This is a genomic window from Haloactinopolyspora sp. (assembly GCF_027324685.1).
GTDB lineage: Bacteria > Actinomycetota > Actinomycetes > Jiangellales > Jiangellaceae > Haloactinopolyspora.
Genome location: NZ_DAHVSH010000098.1, coordinates 1 through 6,034 on the forward strand (window position 1 = coordinate 1; position 6,034 = coordinate 6,034).

Consider the following 6,034-nt stretch of genomic DNA (forward strand, 5'->3'; position numbering starts at 1 on the left):
GAGATGTCCGTCCGCGCGGCCGGCGTAGAACCACAAGCTGCCGTCCGTGCGCTTGCGCGCGAGCAGATCCGGCCAACGATCACCGTTGCCGGCGCCGCCGAAAGCGAGCGCGTTCATGGAGTTCCAGTGGGTGCCGACCAGTTGGGGATGGCCGGTGCCCTTGTAGCGCCACAACGAGTGATCCGACGTACGCCGCGCGATGAGCTCTTGAGCCGAGGGCGACTTGGGTAACCCCGACAGGGTCGGCAGTTTGCCGTACATCAAAGCCTGGACGCTGCGGCGGATCGTCGGCAGGGCCCGGTACAAGCCGTCGCCCGGGCAGACCGTACTCGCGGCGTCCCGGTGGCCCGCCACGGCCGGCCACTTCTCACCGTCGTAGTTGACCGGTTTCCGCGGATCGACGCCATGCACACGGAACTTCCACGCGATCAGGTTATGGAACGCCTCCACCAGCCGTGGCTCGGCGCTCTTGCTGGTGTAGGTGCCCAGCGCGGCCGCGCCGAACGCGTCGTCGTTGTAGCCGGCGGTGTGTGCGCCCTGCACGGCCCGGTCCACCCCGCCGTGGCGGCCTTCCCAGATTCGCCCGAACCGGTCGATCAGGAAGTTGTAGCCGATGTCGTTCCACCCGCGGGACCGGACGTGGTAGCGGTAGATCCCGCGGATCATGGCCGGGACCTCGCCCGGCTCGTACGCGTTCGCACTCACCGAATGGTGCACGAACGCGCCGTCGACGCGTGCGTAGGTCAGATCCGGGCCGCGCAGGGATTCGTCTGCGCCCCATTGCGCCCGCGTACGGATCGTGGGTCGACGTGCCGCAGCGGGCTCCTCCGTGTCGACGGATTCGGCCGCGTCGGCGCGGGCTTCGGGCACGTCGCCGGGGTCGACGAGGTCGAGCCGCAGCCCGTTCGGCACCGTGCCGTCGGCCGTGTCGACGCGGACCTGGACGGCATCGGATGCGGCCACGATCAACGGGTCGGTGCCCGCCCGGACGTCGGCTTCGGCACCGTCGGCTTCGGCACCGTCGGCCTCGAGGCCGTGTTCGGGATCGTGCGGAATCTCGTACCAGCGGGTCCACTCCCCTGCGGTCCGGGTACGCACCCACGCGGCGAGCTCGGCTTCGCCGGAGTCGGCGTCGGCGTCGCCGTCCCAGGTCACGGCGACGAGCCGGAAGCTGTCGGCAGTGATCTCACCGGTGACGGCCGCCGGTTGCAGGTCCTGGTCGGCGTAGAGGCTGGGCATGGGCGGCTCTGCCGAGGATCGAGCGGCGAATCCGGGGGTCGTCAGGTCGACCGTCGACAGCCCGTCGTCCGCGGTGGTGGCTTTCGCCGACGGACCGGCGGGCGGCGTGTCGGACTCACTCGCGAGCGTCAGCCGTGGATCATGGTGTGACGATGCCGGCGGTGCCGATGAGAGGCCGGTTGCGAGCAGGCTCCCTGCGAGGACGACTGCCAGGCAACCCCGGGCCAGAAACGCTCGCGCTGCCATGACCTCACCCCCGTGAGACGAGTGTTACTCAAGCGACTTAAGGGACACGAACTGACTTGAGTGTCTCGTGTGATGAGAGATCGGACAACCCGAACAATCAATACTCATCCGAAGGAACGACGCTCACGGCACCGGAACGGACGGCCTACCCAGGGCCGTTCGACGGCGCGATGGCGGACACCACGAGGCTTTGTGTCGCACCATCAGGCGTACACGGGTGCCGCGGCACCCAATTGCCTGCTGAACATGATCATTCAAGAAAGATGGAGCGGTAGTGGGGGGCCACGACGGGCCAGTCGAAGTGCTGCAGGGCGTACTCCCGAGCCTGCTGTCCGGCCTGCTCACGAGCCGCGCCGTCCAGCGAGCGGATGCGTTCGGCTGCGTGGGCCGGGTCGTCGACGACCCACTCCGCCGGGAAGACGCGCCGAGCTCCGCCGAACGGGACGGCCATCGGCCAGTCCCGCACGATCGGCACGGCCCCAGATGCCGCCCCCTCGGTGACGCCGACCGGACCACCTTCACGACGGCTGCAGCTGAGGATGTAGCCGGCCTCGCGCAGCACCTCGGGCAAGTCGGTGGTGTACCCGACATCGACGACACCGTCGCGTACGTCATCCTCGACCAAGCGTTTCCGGAAGGCATCGCGATACCGGTACCCGCTGGTGATCTGCGAATCGGCGAAGTCCCTGCCGATGAGCAGCAACCGCCACGCCGGGTCGTCGGCCCGGAGCCGAGCCAGCAGGTCCAGCGCCCACAGCGGGTCCTTGACCATCTGGCCCCAGCCGATCATCGCGATGGTGCGGGCCGCGGCGTCGGTCTTGGGCAGCCCGAAGCGCTCCAGACGCATCTCGTTGGGCACGACGTGCACCCGCCGGACCGTGCGCGCGGCCGGAACCGCCTGCATGAACAAGTCATGGATGTGGCCGCCGACGAAGATCAGGTCCGAGATCCGGGAGTAGTCGGCCAGATGCGGCTGCGCGGACAGCGCCTCGAGGCTGTGCACCCGGATGATCAGCCGGGTGCTTCTGGGCACGTGCAGGGCTGCCCATTGCGCGGCCACGTCGAACCAATCCACGAACACGATGTCAGCCGCGGCGAGCTCGGCCGAGGCTGCAGCCGGCAGGGCTGGCAGCGTTCCCCCGGCCGCTTCGGTCAACCTGTCGGTGGCCATGTCGGCATGTCCGCGCCGCGGGTAGCCCGATCGCCTGGTCTCCACGATCCGGACGGCAGCACCGCCAGCTTCGAGGTCGGCCAACAGGCCGGAGGTGAAGTGCAAGTTGCCCGCCGACAGGGCCAGGATGCGGGGGGATCCCGTCGGCCACGGCTCCGGTGTTGCCGAGGCCGGTGTGGCGACGCGGCCCTTCGGTTGTGGCCGGCCCAGCAACCGCCTCGCCAGGCGCCCGCGAGCGGTGTCCGGCGGCAGCAAGGCGCGCAGCCCGCTCGGCCGAGGCGGCGCTGGTCGCGCGGTGGCCGCCGGTGCGCCCGGTGTGGTGCTCGACGGCGCCGGCGGAGCAGGAATCCGGTCGGCCATCGATCCGACCGGCGCACTCAGCGCCTGATAGGTCAGCGATTCGCGCAGCGGCGCGAGGAACCGCTGGGTGTCGAAGACCAGCGGCGAGTCTTCGACCTCGCCGTTGAGCTCGCGATGGAACACCGCTTCGTTGACCAGAACCACCATTTCACCCGCGCGTGCGACCCGGCCGGCGCGCAAGTGCGCATCGCTGTGGGCGAGCACGTCGCGGACCAGCGTGTCCAGGTCGGCCGGGCGAGTACCCATCGCCATGCGTACCGTGGCCAGTTCCAGCGACACCAGGGCTTGGGCTTCGTCGCTCAGGTCGGCCGACAGCGCGGAGACCGCCATGGCCTCGGCGTCTTCGGGCGCGCGGCCATGGCGCATCGCCCGCATGATCGCGCCGAGTTGCGCACCCACGTCGTCAGGAACCTCGCCGTGTGTTTTCACCTGCTCCCAGGCCGCACGGGCCTGTGCGCCGGTGACCGGAGCCAGTCGACCGCGGCTGGCGACCCCCCGGAGTACGGCGACGGCTTCGTCGAACGTCGGCTGGGCGTCGGTGGCCACGTGATCGCTCATTCGGCGATCGGAGCCGACGACTCGGCGGACGCAGCGGACCCAGCCACCTCGGCCCGCCCAGACCCAGGTGATTCGTCCTTTGTCAGCACTTCGAGGGACTCGTAGAGTCCCCGCACGGCGTGGGCGGTGGTGTTGATCTGGGCCAGCTCCCACACGCAGTAGACCGCGTTGGCGTCCACGGCGACGATCACGTCGGCGTCAGCGGCGCGCCGCCGGACCCATGGGTCGTTCTTCACCATCAGCCAGGGCCGGAGGATCTTGTCGGCGCGGCGCAGCCGCATCCGAGCCAGCGGGTTGCGCACGAGGAGCCAGAACCACCGTGGCGTGAACCGTCGTACCGGCTTGCCACCGAGCTGGGACAGATGAACCTGAACGCGGTGGATCTCCTCCAGGTGCAGCGAGTCGGCGATGTCCTCGGGGTCGAAGAAGATCGCCAGCCGTGACACCGCGCCATGCCGCGTGCGCAGTGTCTCGGCGACGTCGTCGAGAGTGTGCAGCGGCGGTCGCTCGGTCGTGATGAACAAGACCTCGGTCACCGTGCCCCTCCTTCGCTCGCGGTGCCGTGGGGCTGCGACTGGCCACCGACCAGCGCGGCGATCTCGCGCACGGCCGGCTCCATGACAGCCCGGCGCGAGTACTGCTCGGCGTGCTCACGGGCTTTCCTTCGGTCGTCGTCAGTGGTGGTCAGCGCCATCCGGGCGGTCTTGACGAACGACACGACGGCGTTCTCGGCACTCCATTCCGGCGGGGGCGGCACCCACAGCGGATAGCCCTCGAGCACTTCGACTGCTGCGTGCTCGGCCGCGTGCGCCGACATGATCGGCAGCCCGCTGGCCAGGTATTCGTAGACCTTGCCCGAGGTCACGTAAGTCCCACCGGCCAGCAGGAGCACCCCGGCGTCCCATCCGGAGTACACCTCGCCCACCTCGGCTTTGGGCACCGGGCCGCCGTAGAACACGCCGTCGTCCTCGGCCTCGTGGATCATCCGGGCCACCGTGGTCATGCCGCGGCCCATGCTGATGCCGAAGTGGCCGCGGAACTCCAGCGTGGAGCGCGCGAGGACCGGCTCGATCTCGCGTGCCGCGCGCCACCCTGCGAGCAGCGCCTTGAGCTGGGCGGCAGAGAAGCTGGCGGTGCCGATGTAGCCGAAGGTCAACCCCAGGTCCGGGTCTCGATCACCACGGGTGGCCATCGGCATCGGGTCGAAACCGTTGCGCACGACGCGGACCCGGTCGGCCCGCTCGGGGTAGCGTTCTTGGTACCACTGCTGGATCGGCCGGTTGACCGTCCACAACGCCTCGGCGTGGCCGATGACCTTGTGCTCCCACTGGCCCGCCGGCGAATCGAGCGGAAACGCCTCGCGCCCGTTGAGCACGTTGATCGACCAGCCGTCGCGGAAGTCGACGACGTAGGGCACCCGGTGGTCCTCCCACAGCTTCCATGCCGCGGCCAAGGTCGTGTAGGGCGCCGAGGAGGCGATCACCAGATCTGCCGGCTTACGCGCATGAATCGAGGTGACGGCCTCCTCCAAGGCGGGCCGCCACGATCCGAACACCGGCTCGGGAAAGATGGCGAGCTCGCGACGGCGTTCCTGGGCCTGCCAGCGCTTCGGGTGGCGGGCCCGGAGCTTGCTGTACGTGCGGATGTTGGGCTCGAGGTCGGTACGCCCGATGGGCAGCTCGATGACGTCGACGTTCGGGTGCACGCCGGCGGACAAGCTGCGGTCGATGCCGCTCTCGCGCATCCACGCTTCCTCGTGCAGCGTGATGACGCTGACGTCCCAGCCGAGCTCAGCGAAGAGGTTGGCGGTCTCACGTAACCGGAAGGTCGAGCTCTTGGCTGCCGGGGGGAACCCGATCGCGAGGTGGATCAGATGGGGCATGCACGGGTCCTAGGTCCGGTCACTGGATGTGTCACTGAATGGGTACGCATCATAATGTCCCGGGTGCGAGGAAGGACGCCAACGCGCGCGCCGATTCGCGGCCGTCGTGGTATCGCCGGGCATAGTCGGCCCCTGCCGCCGCGGCTTGTTGTGCTTCGGCGCGCTCGGTCACGATCCGTTCGATGACGGCGCCGAAATCGTCGGGCGTCGCCTCCACGATCGGCAATCGGCCGGGTAGGCGTTCACGCACATGGGCCGCGACGTGCGCGACGGTGACGCGGCCGGCTGCCATGGCTTCGGCCGCCGTCACCCCGTAGAGACCGAGCCGGGCCTGGTCGACCACGACGTCGCACTCGCGCATGATCGCGACGAGCTCGGCGTGTGGCAGCCCGTCCACCCGCCGGTACTCGATGAGCCCGGCGTCGTGCAGGCGCTGCAGTTCCGGGTCGATGACGTCGGAGCCCTTGAGCCACGCGTTCGTGGGCGCGTGCACGACGATCGGCCGGCGACGTTCGAGCACCGGTGCCGTCGACGCCAACGCGTCCACGTCGACGGCGAACGGCAGCCAAGTGGCCGAC

The 6,034-nt window shown here is 69.4% G+C and carries 4 protein-coding genes and 1 pseudogene; all 5 read right to left on the bottom strand.

Annotated features, from left to right (window positions below):
- Positions 1–1,485: N-acetylmuramoyl-L-alanine amidase (locus tag M6444_RS10995; RefSeq protein ID WP_298326879.1), on the bottom strand; the 1,485-nt coding region annotated here is incomplete at its 3' end.
- 250 nt (positions 1,486–1,735) lie between these two features.
- Positions 1,736–3,574, bottom strand: a complete 1,839-nt coding sequence (locus M6444_RS11000; RefSeq protein ID WP_298326883.1) for a glycosyltransferase family 4 protein — start codon at positions 3,572–3,574, stop codon at positions 1,736–1,738.
- Positions 3,571–4,110: a hypothetical protein gene (locus M6444_RS11005; protein WP_298326886.1), complete on the bottom strand. Its 540-nt coding sequence runs from the start codon at positions 4,108–4,110 to the stop codon at positions 3,571–3,573. Before M6444_RS11005 ends, M6444_RS11000 begins: the two co-directional genes overlap by 4 nt.
- Positions 4,107–5,456, bottom strand: a complete 1,350-nt coding sequence (locus M6444_RS11010; protein WP_298326889.1) for a glycosyltransferase — start codon at positions 5,454–5,456, stop codon at positions 4,107–4,109. Before M6444_RS11010 ends, M6444_RS11005 begins: the two co-directional genes overlap by 4 nt.
- A gap of 49 nt (positions 5,457–5,505) precedes the next feature.
- A pseudogene (locus tag M6444_RS11015) lies at positions 5,506–6,034 on the bottom strand (glycosyl transferase family 1); the annotation flags it as partial.

Coding starts and splice junctions, on each gene's coding strand:
- M6444_RS11010 (WP_298326889.1), bottom strand. CDS start 5,456: ATGCCCCATCTGATCCACCTCGCGATCGGGTTCCCCCCGGCAGCCAAG.
- M6444_RS11000 (WP_298326883.1), bottom strand. CDS start 3,574: ATGAGCGATCACGTGGCCACCGACGCCCAGCCGACGTTCGACGAAGCC.